The organism is Variovorax sp. BGA-UO-ETr-C22 (assembly GCF_059567965.1).
This window is the reverse complement of record NZ_JCAQPA010000011.1, coordinates 727,815-747,786: the sequence shown is the minus strand read 5'-3', so window position 1 is coordinate 747,786 and position 19,972 is coordinate 727,815. Positions and strand designations below refer to the sequence as shown.

Annotated in this window: 19 protein-coding genes; 6 read left to right on the top strand and 13 right to left on the bottom strand. The window is 66.2% G+C overall.

What is annotated here, in order from left to right; all coding sequences use genetic code 11:
- Window positions 1–25 precede the first annotated feature (25 nt).
- On the bottom strand, window positions 26–796 hold the full coding sequence (locus AC57B8_RS23415; RefSeq protein ID WP_447744642.1) for an IclR family transcriptional regulator domain-containing protein: 771 nt from the start codon (window positions 794–796) through the stop codon (window positions 26–28).
- A gap of 154 nt (window positions 797–950) precedes the next feature.
- Between AC57B8_RS23415 and pobA the strand changes: the two genes are divergently transcribed.
- Window positions 951–2,132, top strand: a complete 1,182-nt coding sequence (gene pobA, locus AC57B8_RS23410; RefSeq protein WP_369646846.1) for a 4-hydroxybenzoate 3-monooxygenase — start codon at window positions 951–953, stop codon at window positions 2,130–2,132.
- Here pobA and AC57B8_RS23405 read toward each other — a convergent pair.
- Genes AC57B8_RS23405 through AC57B8_RS23385 form a run of 5 tightly spaced genes read right to left on the bottom strand, consistent with a single transcriptional unit; the run spans window position 2,102 to window position 6,597 of the window.
- Window positions 2,102–2,548, bottom strand: a complete 447-nt coding sequence (locus tag AC57B8_RS23405) for a nuclear transport factor 2 family protein (protein ID WP_496480897.1) — start codon at window positions 2,546–2,548, stop codon at window positions 2,102–2,104. The genes pobA and AC57B8_RS23405 overlap by 31 nt on opposite strands.
- On the bottom strand, window positions 2,545–2,952 hold the full coding sequence (locus AC57B8_RS23400) for an SRPBCC family protein (RefSeq protein WP_496480896.1): 408 nt from the start codon (window positions 2,950–2,952) through the stop codon (window positions 2,545–2,547). The genes AC57B8_RS23405 and AC57B8_RS23400 overlap by 4 nt, the downstream gene beginning before the upstream one ends.
- A 19-nt stretch (window positions 2,953–2,971) precedes the next feature.
- Window positions 2,972–3,334, bottom strand: a complete 363-nt coding sequence (locus AC57B8_RS23395) for a VOC family protein (RefSeq protein WP_496480895.1) — start codon at window positions 3,332–3,334, stop codon at window positions 2,972–2,974.
- The gene (locus AC57B8_RS23390; RefSeq protein ID WP_496480894.1) at window positions 3,313–4,227 is read right to left on the bottom strand and encodes a helix-turn-helix transcriptional regulator; all 915 of its coding nucleotides are present in this window, start codon (window positions 4,225–4,227) and stop codon (window positions 3,313–3,315) included. Before AC57B8_RS23390 ends, AC57B8_RS23395 begins: the two co-directional genes overlap by 22 nt.
- 39 nt (window positions 4,228–4,266) lie before the next feature.
- Complete coding sequence (locus tag AC57B8_RS23385; RefSeq protein ID WP_307635657.1) at window positions 4,267–6,597, bottom strand: xanthine dehydrogenase family protein molybdopterin-binding subunit; 2,331 nt, start codon at window positions 6,595–6,597, stop codon at window positions 4,267–4,269.
- 227 nt (window positions 6,598–6,824) lie between these two features.
- Between AC57B8_RS23385 and aat the strand changes: the two genes are divergently transcribed.
- Genes aat through AC57B8_RS23370 form a run of 3 tightly spaced genes read left to right on the top strand, consistent with a single transcriptional unit; the run spans window position 6,825 to window position 9,191 of the window.
- Window positions 6,825–7,580 (top strand): leucyl/phenylalanyl-tRNA--protein transferase, encoded by a 756-nt coding sequence (gene aat, locus AC57B8_RS23380; protein WP_496480893.1) that lies wholly within the window; start codon window positions 6,825–6,827, stop codon window positions 7,578–7,580.
- Between the two features lie 6 nt (window positions 7,581–7,586).
- A complete protein-coding gene (locus AC57B8_RS23375; RefSeq protein WP_062478083.1) occupies window positions 7,587–8,336 on the top strand; it encodes an arginyltransferase in 750 nt (249 codons plus the stop codon).
- Window positions 8,337–8,366: 30 nt separating this feature from the next.
- Complete coding sequence (locus AC57B8_RS23370) at window positions 8,367–9,191, top strand: IclR family transcriptional regulator (protein ID WP_062478081.1); 825 nt, start codon at window positions 8,367–8,369, stop codon at window positions 9,189–9,191.
- A gap of 107 nt (window positions 9,192–9,298) precedes the next feature.
- On the opposite strand, the gene AC57B8_RS23365 is transcribed toward AC57B8_RS23370, so the two are convergent.
- From AC57B8_RS23365 to AC57B8_RS23335, 7 genes are all read right to left on the bottom strand, one after another.
- A complete protein-coding gene (locus AC57B8_RS23365) occupies window positions 9,299–10,465 on the bottom strand; it encodes a serine hydrolase (protein WP_095950197.1) in 1,167 nt (388 codons plus the stop codon).
- 117 nt (window positions 10,466–10,582) lie between these two features.
- Window positions 10,583–12,121, bottom strand: a complete 1,539-nt coding sequence (locus AC57B8_RS23360; protein WP_070060915.1) for a 2-isopropylmalate synthase — start codon at window positions 12,119–12,121, stop codon at window positions 10,583–10,585.
- Window positions 12,122–12,174: 53 nt separating this feature from the next.
- Entirely contained in the window at window positions 12,175–13,878 is a 1,704-nt protein-coding gene (gene leuA, locus AC57B8_RS23355) for a 2-isopropylmalate synthase (protein WP_139704127.1), read from the bottom strand.
- 211 nt (window positions 13,879–14,089) lie between these two features.
- On the bottom strand, window positions 14,090–14,914 hold the full coding sequence (gene pssA / locus AC57B8_RS23350) for a CDP-diacylglycerol--serine O-phosphatidyltransferase (protein WP_062478071.1): 825 nt from the start codon (window positions 14,912–14,914) through the stop codon (window positions 14,090–14,092).
- A gap of 193 nt (window positions 14,915–15,107) precedes the next feature.
- Window positions 15,108–16,124: a ketol-acid reductoisomerase gene (gene ilvC / locus AC57B8_RS23345; protein ID WP_062478069.1), complete on the bottom strand. Its 1,017-nt coding sequence runs from the start codon at window positions 16,122–16,124 to the stop codon at window positions 15,108–15,110.
- 148 nt (window positions 16,125–16,272) lie between these two features.
- Window positions 16,273–16,764 (bottom strand): acetolactate synthase small subunit, encoded by a 492-nt coding sequence (gene ilvN / locus AC57B8_RS23340; protein WP_062478068.1) that lies wholly within the window; start codon window positions 16,762–16,764, stop codon window positions 16,273–16,275.
- A gap of 129 nt (window positions 16,765–16,893) precedes the next feature.
- The gene (locus AC57B8_RS23335; RefSeq protein WP_307588577.1) at window positions 16,894–18,678 is read right to left on the bottom strand and encodes an acetolactate synthase 3 catalytic subunit; all 1,785 of its coding nucleotides are present in this window, start codon (window positions 18,676–18,678) and stop codon (window positions 16,894–16,896) included.
- 283 nt (window positions 18,679–18,961) lie between these two features.
- Here AC57B8_RS23335 and AC57B8_RS23330 point away from each other — a divergent pair, with 283 nt between their 5' ends.
- Window positions 18,962–19,528 (top strand): RNA polymerase sigma factor, encoded by a 567-nt coding sequence (locus AC57B8_RS23330; protein WP_062478063.1) that lies wholly within the window; start codon window positions 18,962–18,964, stop codon window positions 19,526–19,528.
- Entirely contained in the window at window positions 19,525–19,950 is a 426-nt protein-coding gene (locus tag AC57B8_RS23325) for a DUF3619 family protein (protein WP_062478060.1), read from the top strand. Before AC57B8_RS23330 ends, AC57B8_RS23325 begins: the two co-directional genes overlap by 4 nt.
- The last annotated feature ends 22 nt before the right edge of the window (window positions 19,951–19,972 follow it).

Below are 19,972 nucleotides of genomic sequence, written 5' to 3'. Positions count from 1 at the left end.
CGCCGAAAGTTCAGCGCGCCTGCGTTCACAGGAGGGAGCGCACCTCGCGCGCCGCTTCGAACAGCAGCGGCAGCATCTCGCGCTGCAAGGTCTCTTCCTGGTAGCGCGTGCCCGACAGCACCACGTTGAGCGCGGCCACCGTGTGCCCCTGCATGTCGCGCAGCGGCACCGCCAGCGCCTGCACGCCGAGTTCGTGCTCTTCGCTGGCGAAGCAGTAGTCGTCCTTGCGCACCTGCGCGATGCGCTGGCGCAGCGCGCGCGCCTGGGTGAGGGTGTGCGGCGTGAGCCGCGCCAGGTGCCGGCCCTTGAGCCACTGCGTGAGCTGCGTGGTGGCCATGGCGGCCAGCAGCACGCGCCCGGTCGAGGTGGCGTGGGCCGGCAGGCGCGCCCCCAGGTGCAAGCCGTAGGCCAGCACGCGCGTCGGCGTGCCGTAGCTGCCGCTGCGCGCAACGATGACCACCTCTTCGCCGTCGAGCACCACGGCCGAGAACGACTCGCCCGTCTGCGCCGCGAGCCGGTTCAGCGTGGGCTGCAGCGCGCGCGGCAGGCGCGACGAGGCCAGATAGCTGCCCGAGAAGCGCAGCACCTTCGGCGCCATCCAGAAGTAGCTGCCGTCGGTTTCCAGGTAGCCCAGGTGGGCCAGCGTGAGCAGGTGCCGCCGGGCGGCGGCGCGCGTGAGGCCGGCGCGCTCGGCCGCCAGCGTGGCGTTCAGGCGCTGGCGCTCGGTGTCGAAGCTTTCGAGCACCGCCATGCCCTTGGCGATGCCCTCGATGAAGTCGGCGCGGGCGATGGTCATTCGTCGTCGGGAGTTCGTCGTGGATCGGTCGGCTGAAGAAGTGTTGCGCGATGATCGCGCACGCGTTCGCATGATCGCACAGAGCCTCGCCAGCCGCTGCCCCAACCGGCCGGCCGCGCCCTACGCTTGGCAAAACCCTTTCGGAGACACGAACATGCGCACCCAGGTCGCCATCATCGGCGCAGGCCCCGCCGGCCTTCTGCTCGGCCAGCTGCTGCACAAGGCAGGCATCGACAACATCATCGTGGAGCGCCAGAGCGGCGACTACGTGCTGGGCCGCATCCGCGCCGGCGTGCTCGAGCAGGTCACGATGGACCTGCTGGCGCGCGCGGGCGTCGACACCCGCGCCAAGGCCGAGGGCCTGCCGCACGACGGCATCGAGCTGCTGTTCAAGGGCGCGCGCCACCGCATCGACATGCACGACCTCACGGGCGGCAAGCAGGTCACGGTGTACGGCCAGACCGAGGTGACGCGCGACCTGATGGAAGCGCGCACGGCCGAAGGCCTCACGACGATCTACAGCGCAGCCAACGTCAGCCTGCACGACTTCGATTCGGCCAAGCCGCGCGTTCGCTACGAGAAAGACGGCCAGACGCACGAGATCGAGTGCGACTTCATCGCCGGCTGCGACGGCTACCACGGCGTGAGCCGCGCCAGCGTGCCGGCCGACGCGATCCAGACCTACGAGAAGGTCTACCCCTTCGGCTGGCTCGGCGTGCTGGCCGACGTGCCGCCGGTGTCGCACGAACTCATCTACGCGAACACCGAACGTGGCTTTGCGCTGTGCAGCATGCGCAGCGCCACGCGCTCGCGCTACTACGTGCAGGTGCCGACCGAAGAGAAGGTGGAGAACTGGAGCGACGAGGCCTTCTGGAACGAGCTGCGCGCGCGCCTGGACCCCGAAGCGCGCGAACGGCTGGTGACCGGCCCGTCGCTCGAAAAGAGCATTGCGCCGCTGCGCAGCTTCGTCGCCGAGCCGATGCGCTTCGGCTCGCTGTTCCTGGCCGGCGACGCCGCGCACATCGTGCCGCCGACCGGCGCCAAGGGGCTCAACCTTGCGACGGCCGACGTGGGGTACCTGTCGCGCGCGCTGGAGATTTTCTACAACGAGAAGTCGGCCTCGGCGCTGGACCGCTACTCCGACCTGTGCCTGCGCCGGGTCTGGAAGGCCGAGCGCTTCTCGTGGTGGTTCACCTCGCTGATGCACCGTTTTCCCGAGACGGGCGCCTTCGGCCAGAAGATCCAGGAAGCCGAGCTCGACTACCTCGTGCATTCGCGCGCGGCGTCCACCGCGCTGGCGGAAAACTACGTGGGGCTGCCGCTCGAAGACTTCTGAGCGGCGGGCGACGACAGCACCTCGTCGACCCAGCGCTGGTCTTCGTCGTAGATCCAGCATTCGCTGAGCTTGCCGTCTCTCACGGCGTAGCGCAGCTGGCGCTCGAGTTCGACCGGGCGCCCCTGGTGCTCGAACTGCTCGACGGCGACGATCAGTCCGAAATGCTCGCCGGCCAGCACGTCGCGGATCGCGACCAGCCGGCGGTTCGTTCGTTCCTTCACCTGCTTGAGCACCGCGAGGCAGGCCGCCTTGCCCCGGTGTGTGCCCGCGAGCGGGCTGCGGCCGAAGTAGTGAAAGACGACCTCGTCGTGGTAGCAGTCGACGATGGCCTTGAGGTCATTGGCCGCCCAGGCCTGCGCGTAGCGCTGCACGACCGCCAGGATCTCGCTCGCGGCAGGGGTTGCCGGCGTGCTCATCGTTCGTTGGCCTTCTCCAGCGTCTTCTTCATGGCCGCGCCGCCCTGCGCCATCATGGGCTCGATGTACGCCGCGAGCCCGTCGGGCAGCACGTCGGTGATCCAGACGAAGCGCGCGCGGCCTTCGCCGTGCGCGAACACCTGGGCCGACGCGTGGTGGTGCGTGGCCTTGCCGTCGGTCACGGTGTAGGCCAGCCGGCGGTTCTCGTCGTCGAGGGCCACTAGCAGCTCGCGCGCCACGAGGCCGTTGGCAAAGTGGACGATGCGGGCGCCCTGCCCGTCGAGTTCGCAGCCGGTGAGAAAGCCCGGCGCGAGGCGCGTGTGCACGGCGCCGAAGTCGCGCAGCGCGTCCCACACCTGCGCGGCATCGGCCTCGACGATGAATTCCTTGTAGACGGTGGCCATGGGGTCGATGCCTTTCGTGTCAGGGACAGACGGCCTCGACGTTGTTGCCGTCGGGGTCGATGAGGAAGGCCGCGTAGTAGGTCGGGCTGTAGTCGGTGCGCGGCCCCGCACCGCCGTTGTCGGTGCCGCCGGCTTTCAGGCCGGCCTTATGGAAGGCGGCGACGGCCGCGTGGTCGGGCGCACGGAACGCGATGTGCGTGCCCGGGCCCTTGGCGCCTTTCGCAGCGTAGAGCCACAGCGCCGGTTCACCGGCCGGGCCGAGGCCGGCGTAGCTTTCGTCGTCGTGGGAGCCCAGCACGTGGCCGAGCGGCGCGAGCGCGGCTTCGTAGAAGCGTCGGCTCGCGGCGAGGTCTTTGACTTTCAGTCCGATGTGGTCGTACATGGCGATGACTTCCTGCTTGAAGGGTGGATCAAGCGGTCATCGTGAAGCAGCGCGGCCAGGCGGTCTTGGAAAATCTTGCGGTCGCCCTTGGCAGCGAGCCGGAAACCGCGCGGCGACACGCCGGCCGCGCGGTGGAAGGTGCGCACGAAGTTGCTCAGGTCGGCAAAGCCGGCTTCGAGGGCGACGTCGGTCACGGCCAGGTCGCTGTCCGCCAGCAGGCGCGCCGCGCGGCGCAGCCGGGAGCGCACGAGGTACTGGTGCGGCGTGACGCCCAGCACCTGGGAGAACAGCCGCAGGAAATGGAAAGCGCTCAGGCCCGCCTGGGCGGCCGCGTCTTCCAGGCCGATCTCGCCGGAGGCGTGGGCCTCGATCCAGGTCGCGGCCTCGACCGCCCGGCGACGGTCGCGCGGCGCGGCCGACGGCGGCGCTGCCGGCTTGCCACGCCCTTTCACCACGTCGAGAAAACGGCTGGCGAAGCCCATGCCCAACTCGTCCAGGCCCACGTCGCTACCGCCTTCGACCGCGACCTGCGCGAGTTCACCGAGCACCATGAGTTCGGGCAGCGGCGGCAGCGCCGAGGCATGCCAGCTGCGCCGGTCGCCGCCGATCAGGTCGACGAAGCCCGGCGAGAAGTGGAACGACAGGCATTCGTCGCCACAGGCGAAGTGCTCGTGGGTGCAGGCGTAGTCGTCGCCCGGCGCGCCGACCAGCACCGCGCCGGCCACCAGCTCGTAGTCGCGGCCGAGCGCGCGGCAGCCGAAGCTGCCCTTGCGCACGTACGAGACCGAGTGCGTCTCGTGCATCTCGGTGAACGGCGCCGCGCCGACGCCCGCGTCGCAGCGGTAGGTCGAGACGCGGATCGCGTCGGTCTGCAGTTCGGTGGTGACGCGCATGATGACTTTCGTCGCCCTTCGATCACCGGCCGGCGGCGCTCAGTCGATCGTCTGCATCGCCTGCCAGACCCGCGACGGGCTCAGCGGCATGTGCAGGCGGGGCGCGCGGGCCCCGAGGCCGTTGCGTGCAAAGGCGTCGGCCACCGCGTTGACGATGGCCGGCGTGGCGCCGATGGTGCCCAGCTCGCCGACGCCCTTCACGCCCAGCGGGTTGTTCTTGCAGGGCGTCGATTCATCCATTTCCATCTGGAACATGGTGTCGACGATGTCGGCGCGCGGCGCGGCGTAGTCCATGAGGCTGCCGGTGACGGGCTGGCCGGTTTCGCTGTCGTACACCACCTGCTCGTACAGCGCCTGGCCGATGCCCTGCACCGCGCCGCCTTCGAGCTGGCCGCGCACGATCATCGGGTTGACCACGCGGCCCACGTCGTTGACCGAGCTGTAGGCCACGACGCTGATCTCGCCGGTGGGCGGGTCGAGTTCGATCTCGCAGATGTGGCAACCGTTGGGCCAGCTCGGGCCGGCCACGGTGCTGGTGGAGTCGACGAAGATCTCGCGCCCCGGCTGCTTGGCGGCCAGGGTGAACAGGTCGAGCTCGAGGTCGGTGCCGGCCACGATGAAGGTGCCGCGGCTGTAGACGATGTCGTCGATGGAAGCCTCGAACTCCTGCGCCGCGAGTTCGCGCGCCTTGTCGATGGTGCGCTCGGCCCCGATGCGCACGGCCGAGCCGCCGGTGAAGAGCGAGCGCGAGCCGGCGCTGCCGAAGCCGTCGCCGCGGTCGGTGTCGCCGAGCACGACGCGCACCTTCTCGATGGGCACGCCGAAGGCATCGACGGCCAGCTGCGCGAGCGAGGTCGCGATGCCCTGCCCCATGGCGTTGACGGCCGAGAACACCTCGATCACGCCGTCGGCCTGCACCGAGACGGTCACGCGCTCTTCGAACACGTTGCCGCCGGTCCATTCGAGGAACGTGGCAATGCCCAGGCCGCGCTGCTTGCCGCGCGCCGCCGATTCGGCCGCGCGGGCCTCGAAGCCCTGCCAGTCGGCCAGCTGCAGCGCCTGGTCCATCACCGACTCGAACTGGCCGGTGTCGTAGGTCTGCGCCATCGGGTTCTTGTAGGGCATCTGCTCGGGGCGGATGAAGTTGCGCCGGCGCAGCGCGATGCGGTCGATGCCGGTCTGGCGCGCGGCCTCGTCCATCAGGCGCTCGATGGTGAAGATGGCCTCGGGCCGGCCCGCGCCGCGGTAGGCGCCGGTGGGCGCGGTGTTGGTGAGCACCGCCTTGAAATGGAAGTCGATGGTCTGGATGTCGTAGACGCTGGTCTGCACCCAGGGGCCGATCAGCAGCTGGATCGCGACGCCGGTGCCGGTGGCGTAGGCGCCCACGTTGGCGAGCGTCTTGATGCGCAGGGCCAGGATCTTGCCGTCGGCGTCCAGGGCCATCTCGGCGCGCGCCTCGATGTCGCGGCCGTGCGCGCTCGAGAGGAACTCTTCGCTGCGGTCGGCCACCCACTTCACGGGCCGGCCCACCTGCAGCGCGGCGTAGGCGACCGCGATGTCCTCGGGATAGGCGCCGGTCTTCATGCCGAAGCCGCCGCCGACGTCGCCCACGACCACGCGCACTTTTTCCTTGGCGAGGCCGATGGCCGCGCAGACCGAATCGCGCACGCCGGACGGCATCTGGGTGCTCATGCGGATCGTGAGGCGGTCGGTCTTGCTGTCGTGCGTGGCGAGCACGGCGCGCGGCTCGATGGTGAGCGCGACCACGCGCTGGTTGTTCACGTCCAGGGCGATCACGTGGGCGGCGCGCTCGAACGCGGCGGTGGCCGCTTCGCTGCTGCCGTGACGCATCTCGGCGGCGATGTTGCCCGTGGCCTCCTCGCACAGGAGCGGCGCGCCTTCGGCGGTCGCGCCCGGCAGGTCAACCACCATCGGCAGCTCTTCGTAATCGACCATGACGGCTTCGACCGCATCGCGCGCCTGCTGCACGGTGTCGGCAATAACGGCCGCCACCGGTTCGCCGACGAAGCGTGCGCGCTCGTGCGCCAGGGCGCGGCGCGGCGGGCTGGCGCTGTCGCTGCCGTCCGCGCGCTTGAAGCCCGCAGCGCCGGGCATCGGCTTGACGCCGGCCTCGGCCAGGTCGGCCCCGGTGATCACGCGCAGCACGCCGGGCATGCCGACGGCCGCGGACGTGTCGATGGACACGATGCGCGCATGCGGATAGGGGGATCGGAGAAAAACGAGATGCGCCTGCTCGGAGAGCGTGACGTCGTCGGTGTAACGGCCGGCGCCTGCGAGCAGGCTTTCGTCCTCGAGGCGGCGCACCGCCTGGCCGCTGCCGAAGCGCGTGGGATTGGGTTCAGTGGTCAACGTGGTCCTCTTGTGCTGATCCCCGGCGCCCTGCACATGCCTGCCGGATCCGCTGTGGTACTGCGAAAGCAAGCTGTGCACTATAGGTTTTTCGACGGGTCTTGTGGGGTTGTCTCGCGTGCCATCGGCGGTGGCACCAGGGCCGCAGCCTTGTGGACTGTTCCCGTGTGAGCGGGATTTTCCCTCAACTGGCTTGCGTTTTCGAGAAGCCGTGTATACCTGCATCCATGCGACAACTGCCTTGGCTCGAACCCGGAGATGCACTGCCCGACCCCGCTTCGGCGTGGGACGAACGGGACCCGGTGCCCGGCCTGCTGGCGGCCGGCGGCTCCCTCGATGTCGATACTCTGATGCAGGCCTACAGCCGCTGCGTCTTCCCCTGGTTCAGCGACGACCAGCCCATCCTGTGGTGGAGCCCCGACCCGCGCATGGCGCTGCGGGTGAACGACTTCCGGCTGCATCGCTCGCTGCGCAAGACCCTGAGCCGCTTTGCCGCGATGCCCGGCTGCGAGCTGCGCATCGATCACGATTTTGAAACGGTGATCCAGGCCTGTTCGCAGTCGGCGCGGGCCGGTCAGTCGGGCACCTGGATCGTGCCGGACATGGTGAAGGCCTATACGCAATTGCACCGCGCCGGGCACGCCCACAGCGTCGAAACCTGGATCGACGGCGAACTCGCGGGCGGGCTTTACTGCGTGGCGCTGGGCCGGGCCGTGTTCGGCGAGTCGATGTTCACGCGCCGCCCGGATGCCTCGAAGATCGCGCTGGCCGGCCTGGTCGCGCTGTGCCGACGCGCCGGCATCGCGATGATCGACTGCCAGCAGAACACCGCGCACCTGGCCAGCCTCGGCGCCCGCGAAATGCCGCGCGCGCGCTTCGTCGCGCACGTGGCCCAGGCCCGAAAACAGGAGGGCCCGCAGTGGCAATTTGACCCCGTATACTGGTCCGAACTCCTTTCCGAGCGACCTCCTCTTTCGACGTGACGTGACGTGACGCACCTCAAGGATCTTCCGCTTCACACGCTGCAGTTCTACGCGACGGCGCCCTACCCCTGCAGCTACCTGCCGGATCGCCAGGCCCGCTCGCAGGTGGCCACGCCCAGCCACCTGATCCACAACGACGCCTACTCCGACCTGGTGCTCAGCGGCTTCCGGCGCAGCGGCATGTTCACCTACCGGCCGTATTGCGACGGCTGCCGCGCCTGCATCCCGCTGCGCGTGCTGGCGCACAGCTTCAAGCCGAACCGCAGCCAGCGCCGCACCGCCAAGCAGCACGCCGACCTGCAGGCGCGCGTGCTCAAGCTGTGCTTCGTGCCCGAGCACTACCAGCTCTACCTGCGCTACCAGACCGGCCGCCATTCGGGCGGCGGCATGGACCACGACAGCATCGACCAGTACACCCAGTTCCTGCTGCAAAGCCGCGTCAACTCGCGGCTGGTCGAGTTCCGCGAAACCCTGCCCGACGGCAGCCCGGGCGCGCTGAAGATGGTGTCGATCCTCGATGTGCTCAGCGACGGCATCTCGGCCGTCTACACCTTCTACGAGCCCGAGGACGGCGCCGGCTACGGCACCTACAGCGTGCTGTGGCAGATCGAGCAGGCCCGCAAGCTGGGGCTGCCGCACGTCTACCTGGGCTACTGGATCGAGCGCAGCCCCAAGATGCACTACAAAGCCCGCTTTTCCCCGCACGAAGTGTTGGTGGACGGCCACTGGCAGGCACCGAGCGATTTCACAAGGTAAAATGGCGCACGGTCATCACCGCATTGCGCCATGAGAAAAAACCTATCCGACGTTCCCGCCACTCCCGTCATCCAGGTCATCGAGCGCATGTTCTCGCTGATCGATGTCCTGGCCTCGCGCGAAGAAGCGATCTCGCTGAAGGAAATCAGCGAAAAGACGGGGCTGCACCCGTCGACCACGCACCGCATCCTCAATGACCTCGCGGTCGGCCGCTTCGTCGACCGCCCCGAAGCCGGCAGCTACCGCCTCGGCATGCGCCTGCTGGAGCTGGGCAACCTGGTCAAGGGCCGCCTGAACGTGCGCGACGCGGCGCTGGGCCCGATGCGCGAGTTGCACAAGCTCACACAGCAGCCGGTCAACCTCAGCATGCGCCAGGGCGACGAGATCGTGTACATCGAACGCGCCTACAGCGAACGCTCGGGCATGCAGGTGGTGCGCGCCATCGGCGGCCGTGCCGCCCTGCACCTGACTTCGACGGGCAAGCTGTTCCTGGCCGCCGACGATCCGCAGCGCGTGCGCAGCTACGCCACGCGCACCGGCCTGGCCGGCCATACCCGCAACAGCATCACCCAGCTGCCCGCGCTCGAGCGCGAGCTGTCGAAGGCGCGCCAGTACGGCATCGCGCGCGACAACGAAGAACTGGAACTGGGCGTGCGATGCATGGCCGCCGGCATCTACGACGACCAGGGCAAGCTGGTGGCGGGCCTGTCGATCTCGGCCCCGGCGGATCGCCTCGACGAAGGCTGGCTGCCCAAGCTGCAGGCGACCGCCAACGAGATCTCGGGCGCGCTGGGCTTCAAGGACGGCGTGGCCGCAACGCCTGCGTCGGGTGCGAACGTGACAACGGGCGCCTGAGCGCCCGTTTGCTTTCGACTCTTTTCCTCTCCATCCCGGCGAGTCAGCCGGTTGGCCCTCCACGAGGGCTGCAGGCAGGCCGCTGAAGGCCCCCCGCTCAACCAATCTCAGCCGGCGACCTGGAAGCCGCGCGGTCCCGACACGGCGTGCGTGGCCTCGACCCAGCGGCGAACCCGCTCGGCGTCGGCGATGCGGCTGAACTTGCCGGCCGAATCCAGGAACACCATGATCAGCTTGCGCCCGGCCACCTTGGCCTGCATCACGAGGCACTGGCCAGCTTCGGAGATGTAGCCGGTCTTCTGGAGGCCAATGTCCCACTCAGGGCTCTTCACGAGGCGGTTGGTGGTGTTGAACTGCAGCACGCGGTTGCCGACCTCGACCTGGTATTCCGGCGACGTGGACAGCGAACGCACGGTGGCGTCGGAATAGGCGGCATTGACCAGCAGCGCCAGGTCTTGCGCGCTCGACTGGTTGCGGCTCGACAGGCCGGTGGGCTCCACGTAGCGCGTGTCCTTCATGCCGAGCATGCGGGCCTTGGCGTTCATGATGCTCACGAAGGTCGTGAGGCCGCCCGGGTAGGTGCGGCCCAGCGCGTGCGCCGCGCGGTTCTCGCTGGACATCAGCGCCAGGTGCAGCAGCTCGCCGCGCGACAGCGTGGTGCCGACGGTCAGGCGCGAACGGCTGCCCTTTTCGGTGTCGACGTCGTCCTGCGTGATGGTGATGAGCTCGTCGTTCGGCAGATGGGCCTCGCTGATCAGCAGGCCGGTCATGAGCTTGGTGAGCGAAGCGATCGGCAGCACGGCGTGGTCGTTCTTGCTGAACAGCACTTCGTGGGTGTCCTGGTCGATCACCAGGGCGACACTCGACTTCAGGTCGAGCGCGTCGTCGGTGCTGTGCAGGCCGGCCATCTGGCCGAAGGACTGGCGAGCCGGCGTCTCGACGCGCACCACCGAACGGCGCTGCACGGCAACGACGGTCTTGCCGTTCTTCTTGTGGATGGTGGCCACGACATTGCGGCCGCCGCGCACGACCTTGTCGGCCTGCTCGGCGCGACCGCCCCGTGCCACCTTGGAAGCGGACGCATTGCGTTGCTTGGCCTCGGCGGGGGCCTTCGCCTTCTTGGCGACGGCGGACTTGGCGGCAGCGGGTTTTTCCTTCTTCGCCGCCTGGGCGCCAGGCAGCAAAAACGCCGAGGCGCACAGCGCCACGGCGAGGAACTTGAAGGCGGGTAGGAACCGCTGGATGGAAACTCGACGTAGACGGGTTTCAGGCATCAATAAATCTCCAGCGGCAACAAACGAGGACCGCAGTGTATCGAAATCAAAAAAGACACGCAATATCAGTTACTTGCATCCTCTTCTTCATTCGAATACCAAGGAACGCCTGAAAACCTAACCTTGTGCCGCCACTCTCTCAGCTTGGCTCTGTAACTTGTTGAGCGCACTCAAATAAGCCTTTGCCGAAGCGACCACGATGTCGGGGTCTGCACCCACACCGTTGACCACCCGCCCTGCGTTTTGTAACCGGACTGTAACTTCTCCCTGGCTTTCCGTCGAGCCGCTGATGGCGTTTACAGAGTAAAGAACCATCTCGGCGCCGCTCTTGACGTGGGCCTCGATGGCCTTGAGCGACGCATCGACAGGCCCGTTGCCGTCGGATTCGCTGGTGACTTCCTTGCCCTGGACCGTGAACACGATCTTGGCTTGAGGCCGTTCGCCGGTTTCGCTGTGCTGGGAGAGAGAGACGAAAGCAAACTGTTCACCAACGTGCGACAGCTCTTCCGCGCTGACCAGCGCGAGGATGTCCTCGTCGAAAATTTCGGACTTGCGGTCGGCCAGCTCCTTGAAACGCGCGAACGCGGCGTTGACCTCGGTTTCGCTTTCCATCGTCACGCCCAGGTCCTGCAGGCGCTGCTTGAAAGCATTGCGGCCGCTGAGCTTGCCCAGCACGATCTTGTTGGCAGTCCAGCCCACGTCTTCGGCGCGCATGATCTCGTAGGTGTCGCGCGCCTTGAGCACGCCGTCCTGGTGGATGCCCGAGGCGTGCGCGAACGCGTTGGCGCCCACCACGGCCTTGTTGGGCTGCACCACGAAGCCGGTGGTCTGGCTGACCATGCGGCTGGCGGCCACGATGTGCTGGGTGTCGATGTTCAGGTCGAGCCCGAAGTAGTCCCTGCGCGTCTTCACGGCCATGACCACTTCTTCGAGCGAGCAGTTGCCCGCGCGCTCGCCCAGGCCGTTGATCGTGCACTCGACCTGGCGCGCGCCGCCGATCTTCACGCCGGCCAGCGAGTTCGCCACGGCCATGCCCAGGTCGTTGTGACAATGCACCGACCAGATCGCCTTGTCGCTGTTGGGAATGCGCTCGCGCAGCATCTTGATGAAGTTGCCGTACAGCTCGGGGATGGCGTAGCCGACGGTGTCGGGCACGTTGATGGTGGTGGCGCCCTCGTTGATCACGGTTTCGAGCACGCGGCACAGGAAGTCGGGGTCGCTGCGGTAGCCGTCTTCGGGGCTGAACTCGACGTCGGCGATCTGGTTGCGCGCGAAGCGCACGGCCAGCTTGGCCTGCTCATGCACCTCGTCGGGCGACATGCGCAGCTTCTTTTCCATGTGCAGCGGCGAGGTCGCGATGAAGGTGTGGATGCGCCCGCGTGCCGCGCCCTTCAGGGCCTCGGCCGCGCGTGCGATGTCGCGGTCGTTGGCGCGCGAGAGGCCGCACACCGTCGAGTCCTTGATCGCGTTGGCGATGGCCTTCACGGCCTCGAAGTCGCCGTTCGAACTGGCCGGAAAGCCGGCTTCGATGACGTCGACCCTGAGCCGCTCCAGCAGCTTGGCGATGCGCAATTTTTCGTCGCGCGTCATCGAGGCGCCGGGCGACTGCTCGCCGTCGCGCAAGGTGGTGTCGAAAATAATGAGTTGGTCGGTCATCGTGGATCTCCTTGGTTCGTTCCCACCTTGCGCGTGCGGCTGGTGCCGATGCATCAGGCGACTTCAGCCACCGATTGTGCGCTGCGCGCGCCCCGGCCCCTGGCCCGCTGCACGCCCGACACGATCGCCTTCAGCGAGGCCGAGATCACGTTCGCATCGATGCCGACGCCGAACAGGGTCTGCGACTCGTCCACGCGCAGCTCGAGGTAGGCCACCGACTTGGCATCGGCGCCCGCGCCGATGGCGTGCTGGTGGTAGTCCATGACGCGCACCGTGTGGCCGGTGGCCTGGCTCAGTGCCTGCGTGAAGGCGTCGATCGGGCCGTTGCCGCGGCCTTCGATGGCGCGCGTTTCACCGTCCCAGGGCAGGTCGCCGCGCAGCACTACCGTGGCCTCGGCGCCCTCGCCTTCTTCCTGGATCACGCGGTGCTGCAGGGCCTTGGCGGTCTCGATGCCGTATTCGTTCACGAAGATCTGCCAGAGGTCGGCGGCGGTGAGTTCCTTGCCACCCACGTCCATCACGCGCTGCACGACCTGCATGAATTCCATCTGCAGGCGGCGCGGCATCTCGAGGCCGTACTCGCTCTCGAGCAGGTAGGCCATGCCGCCCTTGCCCGACTGGCTGTTCACGCGGATCACGGCTTCGTAGCTGCGGCCCACGTCCTTCGGGTCGATGGGGAGGTACGGGATGTCCCAGATGTCGCCGTCCTTGCGCGCGGCGAACGCCTTCTTGATCGCGTCCTGGTGCGAGCCCGAGAACGAGGTGTAGACGAGGTCGCCTACATACGGATGGCGCGGATGTACGGGAATCTGGTTGCAGTGCTCGACCGTGGCGCGGATCTCGTCGATGTTCGAGAAGTCGAGTTCAGGCGAAACGCCCTGCGTGTAGAGGTTGAGTGCGACGTTCACGAGGTCGAGGTTGCCGGTGCGTTCGCCGTTGCCGAAGAGGCAGCCTTCGATGCGTTCGGCACCGGCCATCAAGGCCAGTTCGCCGGCTGCGGTGCCGGTGCCGCGGTCGTTGTGCGGATGCACGCACAGCACGATCGAGTCACGGCGCGCGAGGTTGCGGTGCATCCACTCGATCATGTCCGCGAAGATGTTCGGCGTGGAATGCTCCACCGTGGTGGGCAGGTTGACGATGCACTTGCGCTCGGGCGTCGGTGCCCAGACTTCGGTGACCGCATCGACCACGCGCTTGGAGAAGACCACGTCGGTGCCCGAGAACATTTCGGGCGAGTACTGGAAGGTCCACTTCGTGTTCGGCTGCTTTGCGGCGAAGTCGTTGAACATGCGGGCGTGGCTGCTCGCGAGTTCGACGATCTGGTCTTCGTCCATACCGAGCACCACGCGGCGCATCACCGGGGCCACCGCGTTGTAGAGGTGGACGATGGCGCGCGGTGCACCTTGCAAGGCTTCGAAGGTGCGTTCGATGAGGTGGTCGCGCGCCTGCGTGAGCACCTGGATCGTCACGTCGTCGGGAATGCGGTCTTCTTCGATGAGCTTGCGCACGAAGTCGAATTCGACCTGCGACGCCGAGGGAAAGCCGACTTCGATTTCCTTGAAGCCGATGGCCACGAGGGTTTCGAACATGCGCATCTTGCGCGCGATATCCATGGGTTCGACCAGGGCCTGGTTGCCATCGCGCAGGTCCGTCGACAGCCAGATCGGGGCCTTGGTCAGCACGGCATCGGGCCAGGTGCGGTCCTTGAGACCGATCGGGGCGAATGCGCGGTATTTGGCTTGAGGTTGCTTGAGCATGTCGATTTCTCTGTGATGGTTGGAACTCAACCAGCAACCCCAAAAGACAAACGGCCCGTTGCTGGTGCGAACGGGCCGTGATGAGGGATTAGCGCGTGCGCTACCGTCTCCGCCCGTGAGGGAGGGCTAGTAGGGCCAGCAGCGAAATCTTGGTCATGAGGGTTGCGAATGTAGCACAGCCTTCGCGGGCCTGTGAAGGCCCGGGGCTTCTTCAGTTGTGCAGTCCCCGCTCGTCCGGCTCTTCGGTCGAGGTGCTGATCACGCTCACCGGCTGGCCCTTGGCCTTGCGCCATGCGTACACCACGTAGCCGCTCAAACCATAGGCCACGAAGAGGCTGAACAGCACTGTCGGCGGATGGATGTTGATGACCGCGATGCCCAGCGCGATCAGCACGATCACGACGAAGGGCACGCTCTTCTTCATCTGGATGTCCTTGAAGCTGTAGAACGGCGCATTGGTCACCATGGTGAGGCCCGCGTACAGCGTGAAGGCGAAGGTGACCCAGGTGATCTGCGTCCACGAGAGGTACAGCACCTCGCCGCCGCGCTTGCCCCATTCGTTCACGAGCCAGATGAAGCCCGCCACCAATGCCGCGGCCGCCGGCGACGGCAGGCCCTGGAACCAGCGCTTGTCGACCACGCCCGTGTTGACGTTGAAGCGTGCGAGCCGCAGCGCGGCGCAGGCGCAGTACACGAAGGCGGCGATCCAGCCCCAGCGCCCCAGCCCCTTGAGCGACCATTCATAGGCGATGAGCGCGGGCGCGGCGCCGAACGACACCATGTCGGACAGCGAGTCCATCTGCTCGCCGAACGCGCTTTGCGTGTTGGTCATGCGGGCCACGCGCCCGTCGAGGCTGTCGAGCACCATCGCGGCGAACACGCCGAGCGCGGCCAGGTCGAAGCGCGCGTTCATGGCCATCACGACCGAGTAGAAGCCGCCGAACAACGCCGCCAGCGTGAACAGGTTCGGCAGGATGTAGATGCCCTTGCGACGCTTGCGCGGCTGCGCGTCGTCGGGGACAGTGTCGTCATGCATTGAAATAGCCTCCGTCCCTCGTGGGAACTGCCCGATCAGCTATCCATTCGATAGCATCTTGGTCTGTGAATCGCATGCTTCGCAGTGTAGTTCAGGGGACCCGTGCACTCCCCTTCAAACAAAAGGGCCACCGCGACGGGTGGCCCTCCGAAACAGGATGCCGAAGCACCCTGTTGGCTCTTGCCTCTGAAGATCAGTTGCGGGTCTGGTCGACCAGCTTGTTCTTCTTGATCCAGGGCATCATCGCGCGCAGCTTTTCGCCGACGACTTCGATCTGGTGCTCGGCGTTCAGGCGACGGCGGCTGATCAGCACCGGCTGACCGGCAGCGGCTTCGAGCACGAAGCTCTTGGCGTATTCGCCGGTCTGGATGTCTTGCAGGACCTTCTTCATGGCCTTCTTGGTCTCGTCGGTCACGATGCGCGGGCCCGTGACGTACTCGCCGTATTCGGCGTTGTTCGAGATCGAGTAGTTCATGTTGGCGATGCCGCCTTCGTAGATCAGGTCGACGATCAGCTTCAGCTCGTGCAGGCATTCGAAGTACGCCATTTCGGGCGCGTAGCCGGCTTCCACCAGCGTTTCGAAACCAGCCTTGATCAGCTCGACCGTGCCGCCGCACAGAACCGCTTGTTCGCCGAACAGGTCGGTTTCGGTTTCTTCGCGGAAGTTGGTCTCGATGATGCCGGCCTTGCCGCCGCCGTTGGCGGTGGCGTAGCTCAGCGCGAGGTCACGCGCCTTGCCGCTCTTGTCCTGGTGCACCGCGATCAGGTGCGGCACGCCGCCACCTTGCGTGTACGTGCCGCGCACGGTGTGACCCGGAGCCTTGGGAGCGACCATCCACACGTCGAGGTCGGCGCGCGGCTGCACGAAACCGTAGTGCACGTTGAAGCCGTGCGCAAAGACGAGCGAAGCGCCTTCCTTGATGTTCGGGGCCACGTCGTTCTTGTAGACGGCGGCGATCTGCTCGTCGGGCAGCAGGATCATGACGACGTCGGCCGACTTCACGGCGTCAGCGACTTCAGCGACCTGCAGGCCGGCCTTGCCGACCTTGTCCCACGAAGCGCCGCCCTTGCGCAGGCCGACCACGACCTTGACGCCGCTGTCGTTCAGGTTCTGCGCGTGTGCGTGACCTTGCGAGCCGTAGCCGATGATGGCAACCGTCTTGCCCTTGATGAGGCTCAGGTCCGCGTCCTTGTCGTAATAAACCTTCATGATGTTCTCCAGATAGATAAGCGAGTTGCAGTGTGTTGTTGTGCCGTTCGTCCTGAGCCTGTCGAAGGGCTCAATGCAGTCCCCGCTCGCGCGGAGGCTTCGACAAGCTCAGCCCGAACGGGCAGCGACTGAGCTCCGAATCATGGTGTCAGACCCGCAGGATGCGTTCGCCGCGTCCGATGCCACTGGCGCCGGTGCGCACCGTCTCGAGGATGGCGCCGCGGTCGATCGCTTCCAGGAAAGCGTCGTTCTTGCCGTGATCGCCAGTCAGCTCGATGGTGTAGCTCTTGTCGGTCACGTCGATGATGCGGCCGCGGAAGATTTCCGCCATGCGCATCATTTCCTCGCGTTCCTTGCCCACCGCGCGCACCTTCACCATCATGAGCTCGCGCTCGGTGTAGGCGCCTTCGGTCAGGTCGACCACCTTCACGACCTCGATGAGGCGGTTCAGGTGCTTGGTGATCTGCTCGATCACGTCGTCCGAGCCGTTGGTGACGATGGTCATGCGCGAGAGGCTTGCGTCCTCGGTCGGCGCCACGGTCAGCGATTCGATGTTGTAGCCACGGGCCGAGAACAGGCCCACCACGCGGGAAAGAGCACCCGGCTCGTTTTCCAGCAGCACTGCAATGATGTGTTTCATGTTGGCGTGACTCCTCTTTTCGCCTACGCGGAAGCTTTCGCTTTCGCCGCCCTCCCCCGTGCACGGTAATGCGCGGGCTTGGCGGGCAATAGATTCGTCAGTAAAGGTTGAACGAACGAATGTTCCGGATCAGAGATCTTCGGAACCCAGCAGCATCTCGGTGATGCCCATGCCGGCCTTGACCATCGGGAACACGTTCTCGGTGGGGTCGGTACGGAAATCCATGAATACCGTGCGGTCCTTGAGCTTGCGCGCCTCGCGCAGCGCCGGCTCCACGTCTTGTGGACGCTCGATCAGCATGCCGACGTGGCCATAGGCCTCGGCGAGCTTCACGAAGTTGGGCAGCGCGTCCATGTAGCTGTGGCTGTAGCGGCCGGAGTATTCGATCTCCTGCCACTGGCGCACCATGCCCAGGTAGCGATTGTTGAGCGAGCAGATCTTGATCGGCGTGTTGTATTGCAAACAGGTGGAGAGCTCCTGGATGCACATCTGCACCGAGCCTTCGCCGGTGATGGTGAACACTTCCGAATCGGGCTTGGCGAGCTTGATGCCCATGGCGTAGGGAATGCCCACGCCCATGGTGCCTAGGCCGCCCGAATTGATCCAGCGGCGCGGCTCGTCGAAGCGGTAGTACTGGGCGGCCCACATCTGGTGCTGGCCGACGTCCGACGTGATGTACGTGTCGGCGTCCTTGGTCATGTTCCAGAGGGTCTCGACCACGAACTGCGGCTTGATCACGTCCTTGTTGTCGCGGTCGTACTTGAGGCAGTCGCGCGAGCGCCAGCCTTCGATGGTCTTCCACCAGTCGGCCAGCGCGCCGGCATCGGGCTTGGTCGTGCTCTCGCGGATCATCGAGATCAGCTCGGTAAGCACGTCCTTCACGTCACCAACGATCGGGATGTCGACCTTCACGCGCTTGGAGATGCTCGACGGGTCGATGTCGACGTGGATGATCTTGCGTTCGTTCTGCGCGAAGTGCTTCGGATTGCCGATCACGCGGTCGTCGAAGCGCGCCCCCACGGCCAGCAGCACGTCGCAGTTCTGCATCGCGTTGTTGGCTTCGATGGTGCCGTGCATGCCCAGCATGCCCAGGAACTTGCGGTCGCTCGCCGGATAGGCGCCCAGGCCCATCAGCGTGTTCGTGACGGGGTACCCCAGCATGTCGACCAGCGTGCGCAGTTCATTCGTGGCGTTGCCCAGGAGCACGCCGCCGCCGGTGTAGATGTAGGGGCGCTTGGCCGCCAGCAGCAGTTGCAGCGCCTTGCGGATCTGCCCGCCGTGGCCCTTGCGCACCGGGTTGTACGAGCGCATCTCGACCTTGTCGGGATAGCCGCTGTACGCGATCTTCTTGAAGGAAACGTCCTTCGGCACGTCCACCACCACGGGGCCGGGACGGCCGCTGCGTGCGATGTGGAAGGCCTTCTTCATCGTCATGGCCAGATCCTTCGGATCCTTGACGAGGAAGTTGTGCTTGACGATGGGGCGCGTGATGCCGACTGTGTCGCATTCCTGGAAGGCGTCGAGGCCGATGGCGGCCGTCGGCACCTGACCGGAAATGATCACCATCGGGATCGAGTCCATGTACGCCGTCGCGATGCCGGTGACCGCATTGGTCAGGCCGGGCCCCGAGGTCACCAGTGCCACGCCGACTTCGCCGGTGGCGCGCGCATAGCCGTCGGCTGCGTGCACGGCGGCCTGTTCGTGGCGCACCAGCACGTGCTGGATGGTGTCCTGCTTGTAGAACGCGTCGTAGATGTAGAGAACCGCGCCGCCCGGGTAGCCCCAGATGTACTGGACGCCTTCGGCCTGCAGTGCCTTGACCAGCACTTCAGCGCCCATGAGTTCTTGCGTGGTGTTGCCGGCGCCAGAGGACGCGGCTGCTGCGGAAGCGAGTTCCGCCTTCGAGATTTCCATGATCAACCTTTGTGTTTTTTCGGGAACGAAAAACCTTGGGTGCCCCTTGCCAGCCCTTGTGGGGCCGCGCCAGGACTTGAGGCCAAAGCCATGAGCGGACTGATGTTCCGCCGGACCGTGACCCGTTTGCCTTTTGACTTGCAAGGCGGATTATGACACTACCGGCGCGTTCAGACTCGCTTCAGGTGCCCTGTCTTGGCACAAAGGCATAATCCGCGGCATAAAAACATGAGCGTTCGCCAAACATCCTCCCCACGCGGCGCGCCCCGCCGCCCCCTCTCATTTGGCTACTGAACACGAACTCTCCGACTTCCTGAAAAACGTCGAACGACGGGCCTTCAAGCGCTCGGTCTATCACGTGCGGGACGAAGAAGCGGCCTTGGACATCGTGCAGGACAGCATGATGAAGCTGGCCCAGCACTACGGCGACAAGCCTGCCGAGGAACTGCCGATGCTGTTCCAGCGCATCCTGTCGAACTGCACGCTCGACTGGTTCCGCCGCCAGAAGACCCGCCGCGCCCTTTTTTCCAACCTGAGCGACTTCGAACCGGCCGACAACGGCGAGGATTTCGACCTGCTGGAGAACTTTGTCTCGCCAACCGACTCCAGGGAATCGGAGAGCGCCGAAGACACCACCCGCCGCAGCCAGGTCTTTCACGAAATAGAAGAACAGATCGCGGCTTTGCCCGGCCGTCAACGCGAGGCTTTCCTGATGCGTTACTGGGAGGAAATGGACGTCGCAGAGACGGCCGCCGCAATGGGCTGCTCCGAGGGCAGCGTCAAAACCCATTGTTCGCGAGCTGTCCACGCTCTGAGCAAGGCGCTCAAGGCCAAGGGAATATCGCTATGAACACTAAGGTTCCAACCTCTCAATCCAGCGCAGCAGAAGACCGCTTCGGCCAACGGCTGGCGGCCCGGCTGTCGGACGGCAATCAAGCCTTGCCGCACGACATCAGCGAGCGCCTGCGTGTTGCCCGTTCGCAGGCCGTGGCCGCGCGCAAGCAGGCGCCGCAGCTGCGCACGGCGCCCGTCGCGGTCCAGTCGGGCCACACGGTCACACTGGGCGGCAGCTGGTGGACGCGCATCGGTTCCGTGGTGCCCCTGATCGCCCTGGTGGCCGGCCTGATCACCATCAGCGTGCTGCAGGACGACGACCGCGCCAGCGAACTCGCCGAGGTCGACTCGGCCCTGTTGACGGGCGACCTGCCGCCCGCCGCCTACACCGATCCCGGCTTCGCCCAATTCCTGAAGTCCGACAGCGCCTCCGACTGAACACCTTGCCCGACCGAATGCG